Genomic DNA, 4656 nt, shown 5'->3' with positions numbered 1-4656 from the left:
CGGCCTGGCATGCGCCGCTGCCTGGGTCAAAAGGCTGCCTGTTGACCCGCGAAATTCAAAAAGTGCTGCCTGGCCAGGGGTAGAAAAATGCGGCGCCGGTGTAAAGATCCGGCCTGGTCCTGGCACAAAGGCCGCGCATTATAACCAGCGTTCCGTTGTTCGGGGGTGTCGTGAACCGAGGGTTTGATGGGTGGATTGCTGGAGATAGAGGAAAAATCTGCTAACAATGCACACGGTGCGTATAACGGCAGCTAGGCCATAATGCGCGCCAAGATCAAAGGAGCTTCCTATGAGCAGCACTGCACAAACTGCTGAAGGCGAAAAAATTCTGATTGTTGACGACGATCCCGGGCTGAGCAGCCTGCTGGAGCGTTTTTTCGTCAGCAAGGGCTACCGCGCCCGTACCGTACCGAACACCGAGCAAATGGATCGTCTGCTGGCCCGTGAGGTGTTCAACCTCGTGGTCCTCGACCTGATGCTGCCGGGTGAGGACGGCTTGACCGCTTGCCGTCGCCTGCGTGGCGCGAACAACCAGATCCCGATCATCATGCTCACTGCCAAGGGCGACGAGCTGAGCCGCATCAAGGGGCTGGAACTGGGCGCCGACGATTACCTGGCCAAGCCGTTCAACCCGGATGAGCTGATGGCCCGGGTCAAGGCGGTCTTGCGTCGCCAGTCGGCCCCGGTGCCGGGTGCGCCGGGCAGCGAAGACGAAAGCGTGACCTTCGGTGACTATGAACTGTCCTTGGCTACCCGCGAGCTCAAGCGTGGCGAGGAGATCCACATGCTCACTACCGGCGAGTTCGCCGTCCTCAAGGCCCTGGTGATGAACGCCCGCCAGCCGCTGACGCGGGACAAGCTGATGAACCTGGCCCGTGGTCGTGAGTGGGATGCGCTGGAGCGTTCCATCGACGTGCAGATTTCCCGCCTGCGCCGGATGATCGAGCCCGATCCTTCCAAGCCGCGTTATATCCAGACGGTCTGGGGCGTCGGTTATGTGTTCGTGCCGGATGGCGCCGCCAGCAAGTGATCGGCGATTTGTAGGAGCGGGTGGCCTGGCTGGTTGAAATGTCTTCTTCCAGGCGACTCGCGGTCCGTCATTGTGCGAGCATCGCTCGCTCCTGCAAGTGTGTAGCGGCTATTCATGAAAACCCCCGTTTGGTTCCCCCAGAGTTTTTTCTCCCGCACCCTCTGGCTGGTGCTGATCGTCGTGCTTTTTTCCAAGGCGCTGACGCTGGTCTACCTGCTGATGAACGAAGACGTGCTGGTGGACCGCCAATACAGTCACGGCGTGGCCTTGACCCTGCGGGCCTATTGGGCGGCTGACGAAACCAATCGAGCCAAGATTGCCGAGGCGGCGACATTGATTCGGGTCGTTGGCGCCGGCGTGCCGGAAGGGGAGCAGCACTGGCCGTACAGCGAAATCTATCAACGGCAGATGCAGGCCGAACTGGGCGCCGACACCGAAGTGCGACTGCGCATGCATTCGCCGCCGGCCTTGTGGGTGCGAGCCCCGAGCCTGGGTGACGGTTGGTTGAAGGTGCCGCTGTACCCGCATCCATTGCGTGGCCAGAAAATCTGGAACGTGCTGGGTTGGTTCCTGGCGATCGGCCTGTTATCGACGGCATCGGCATGGATCTTCGTCAGCCAGCTCAACCAGCCGCTCAAGCGCCTGGTGTATGCCGCCCGGCAGTTGGGCCAGGGTCGTAGCGTAAGGCTGCCGATCAGCGATACGCCGAGCGAGATGACCGAGGTCTATCGCGCCTTCAACCAGATGGCAGAGGATGTCGAACAGGCCGGGCGCGAGCGTGAACTGATGCTTGCGGGCGTTTCACACGACTTGCGTACGCCGCTGACCCGGTTGCGGTTGTCGCTGGAGTTGATGGGCGAGCACACCGACCTGACCGACGAGATGGTCCGCGACATCGAAGACATGGACGCGATTCTCGACCAGTTCCTGGCGTTCATTCGCGACGGTCGTGATGAGTCCGTGGAGGAGGTGGACCTCAGTGAGCTGGTGCGGGAAGTGGTTGCGCCCTATAACCAGAACGACGAAAAAGTACAGTTGCGCCTGGAGCCGATCCAGCCGTTCCCGTTGCGCCGGGTGTCCATGAAGCGTTTGCTGAACAACCTTATCGGCAACGCCCTGAACCATGCTGGCGCAGGCGTCGAAGTCGCGGCCTATGTCTCCGGCGACACCAGTGCGCCTTACGTGGTGCTGAGCGTCATGGACCGTGGCGCTGGCATTGATCCGTCGGAGTTGGAAGCCATTTTCAATCCCTTTACCCGGGGCGATCGCGCCCGAGGAGGAAAGGGCACCGGACTGGGCCTGGCGATCGTCAAGCGCATCGCCTCGATGCACGGTGGCAACGTCGAACTGCGCAACCGAGTCGGTGGCGGGTTGGAAGCACGGGTGCGCTTGCCGTTGGGCTTGATGTTGCCTCGGGATGCGGTGTAGCGATTTCTTTCAGGTCAGGTAGAGGACCTGTGGGAGCGAGCTTGCTCGCGATGGCGGTGGGTCAGTCAAGATCAACTTCGCTGATCCACCGCCATCGCGAGCAAGCTCGCTCCCACAGTGTTTGTAAATGGATTAGCCTTTGCCCTTGGTCCGGGTCATGTTCGGCCCGCCATTCTTTTCCAGGTGTTCGATGATGATCCCTGCCACGTTCTTGCTGGTGGTGGTCTCTATGCCTTCCAGGCCTGGCGAGGAGTTGACTTCCATGACCAGCGGCCCGTGATTGGAGCGCAGGATGTCCACGCCAGCCACGGCCAGCCCCATGACCTTGGCGGCACGCAGGGCGGTCATGCGCTCTTCGGGGGTGATCTTGATCAGGCTTGCGCTGCCGCCGCGATGCAGGTTGGAGCGGAACTCACCCGGCCGAGCCTGACGCTTCATCGAGGCGATCACCTTGTCACCGACCACGAAGCAACGGATGTCCGCACCGCCGGCTTCCTTGATGTATTCCTGGACCATGATGTTCTGCTTCAGGCCCATGAACGCCTCGATCACCGACTCCGCCGCCGTTGCGGTTTCACACAGCACCACGCCAATGCCCTGGGTGCCCTCCAATACCTTGATCACCAGGGGGGCGCCATTGACCATCGCGATCAGGTCGGGAATGTCGTCGGGGGAGTGGGCGAAACCGGTCACGGGCAAGCCGATGCCGCGCCGAGACAGCAATTGCAGGGAGCGCAGCTTGTCCCGGGAACGGGCGATGGCGACGGATTCATTAAGAGGGTACACCCCCATCATTTCGAACTGGCGCAACACGGCGCAACCATAAAATGTCACCGATGCGCCGATGCGCGGGATCACCGCATCGAAGCCTTCCAGCGGTTTGCCGCGATAGTGGATCTGCGGCTTGTGGCTGGCAATGTTCATGTAGGCGCGCAGGGTATCGATCACCACCATTTCATGGCCACGTTCGGTCCCGGCCTCGACCAGGCGACGGGTGGAATACAGACGCGGATTTCGCGACAGCACAGCGATCTTCATGCAACACCTGTGGCAGAGGTAGTGGACACCGGGAATGCCGGCTTGTCTTGGACGTATTTGATGCCTGGATTGACCACCAACTGGCCGTCAATCAAGGCTTTGGAACCCAGCAACAGGCGATAACGCATGGATTTGCGGCAGGCGAGGGTGAACTCGACACGCCAGAACCGATCGCCCAGCGCCAACGTGGTGCTGATCACGTAGCGGACCTGGGCGTGGCCGTTGGAGCTCTTGATGGTCTTGCGCGCCACCAACGGCGCTTCGCAGCGGCGATGGCGCAATTGCACCACCGTGCCCAGGTGCGCCGTGAAGCGCACCCATTTCTCGCCGTCGCGCTCGAATGGCTCGATGTCGGTAGCGTGCAGGCTGGAAGTACTGGCTCCGGTGTCGATTTTTGCGCGCAGGCCGGCGACTCCCAAGTCCGGGAGCGCCACCCATTCGCGTAGACCGACGACGGTCAGATGGTCAAAAGTCTTCAATAAAAACAACCTGAAATTGGCACATCGGATCGCGGACTTCGCGAATCGCGGTATTCACGCAGAATAATCACAAAATGGCGACAGTTATCTACGCACCCGTTTGAATGTGTAGCCGATGCCGACGCCCGCCATATGAACGGGCGGTTCGGCGGGCATTCTATCCGTCGCGACGGATTCGTGCGCCCGACAAAAACGGTAGTACAGTTCCAGCTATTCGTTAGAAAGAGGAATTCCAGTGGCACAAAAAAGCGAAGAGGATGACAAGGTCCGTCTCGATAAATGGTTGTGGGCGGCACGATTTTATAAAACCCGGGCCTTGGCCAAGGCTGCCATCGAAAGTGGCAAGGTCCATCACCGGGGTGAACGTTGCAAGCCTGGCAAAGAGCCACGTATCGGTGATGAATACGTCATTCGTGCCGGTTTTGATGAAAAAACCGTGGTTGTCGAAGCCTTGTCCATCGTGCGTCGCGGCGCGCCGGAAGCTCAAGCGCTATACCGCGAGACCGAAGCCAGCATCGCCAAGCGTGAAGCCGCAGCCGCCCAGCGCAAGGCCGGCGCCCTGGGTGTCAGCACCGATGGCAAGCCGAGCAAGAAGCAGCGCCGGGACCTGTTCAAGTTTCATGGAAGCAATAGCGATTGAAACATCGGCCACACCGGTAACCCGTGGCGAGGGAGCTTGCT

5 protein-coding genes are annotated in these 4656 nt (G+C 60.5%); 3 read left to right on the top strand and 2 right to left on the bottom strand.

Annotation, left to right across the window (positions count from 1 at the left end):
• The first annotated feature begins 289 nt into the window (after positions 1-289).
• Positions 290-1030: an osmolarity response regulator transcription factor OmpR gene (ompR, locus tag OC610_RS21535; protein WP_264430620.1), complete on the top strand. Its 741-nt coding sequence runs from the start codon at positions 290-292 to the stop codon at positions 1028-1030.
• Between the two features lie 114 nt (positions 1031-1144).
• Positions 1145-2458: an ATP-binding protein gene (locus OC610_RS21530; protein ID WP_030140494.1), complete on the top strand. Its 1314-nt coding sequence runs from the start codon at positions 1145-1147 to the stop codon at positions 2456-2458.
• 132 nt (positions 2459-2590) lie between these two features.
• Here OC610_RS21530 and rimK read toward each other — a convergent pair whose 3' ends face one another.
• Complete coding sequence (rimK, locus tag OC610_RS21525) at positions 2591-3496, bottom strand: 30S ribosomal protein S6--L-glutamate ligase (protein ID WP_030141550.1); 906 nt, start codon at positions 3494-3496, stop codon at positions 2591-2593.
• Complete coding sequence (gene rimB, locus OC610_RS21520) at positions 3493-3975, bottom strand: retropepsin-like aspartic endopeptidase RimB (protein WP_039592641.1); 483 nt, start codon at positions 3973-3975, stop codon at positions 3493-3495. The genes rimK and rimB overlap by 4 nt, the downstream gene beginning before the upstream one ends.
• A gap of 235 nt (positions 3976-4210) precedes the next feature.
• Here rimB and OC610_RS21515 point away from each other — a divergent pair, with 235 nt between their 5' ends.
• Positions 4211-4615 (top strand): RNA-binding S4 domain-containing protein, encoded by a 405-nt coding sequence (locus OC610_RS21515; protein WP_264430616.1) that lies wholly within the window; start codon positions 4211-4213, stop codon positions 4613-4615.
• Positions 4616-4656: the final 41 nt, after the last annotated feature.

Source organism: Pseudomonas agronomica, from assembly GCF_025917275.1.
Classification (GTDB): domain Bacteria; phylum Pseudomonadota; class Gammaproteobacteria; order Pseudomonadales; family Pseudomonadaceae; genus Aquipseudomonas; species Aquipseudomonas agronomica.
The sequence above is the reverse complement of the archived record's forward strand: the minus strand, read 5'-3'. Positions and strand labels throughout refer to the sequence as shown.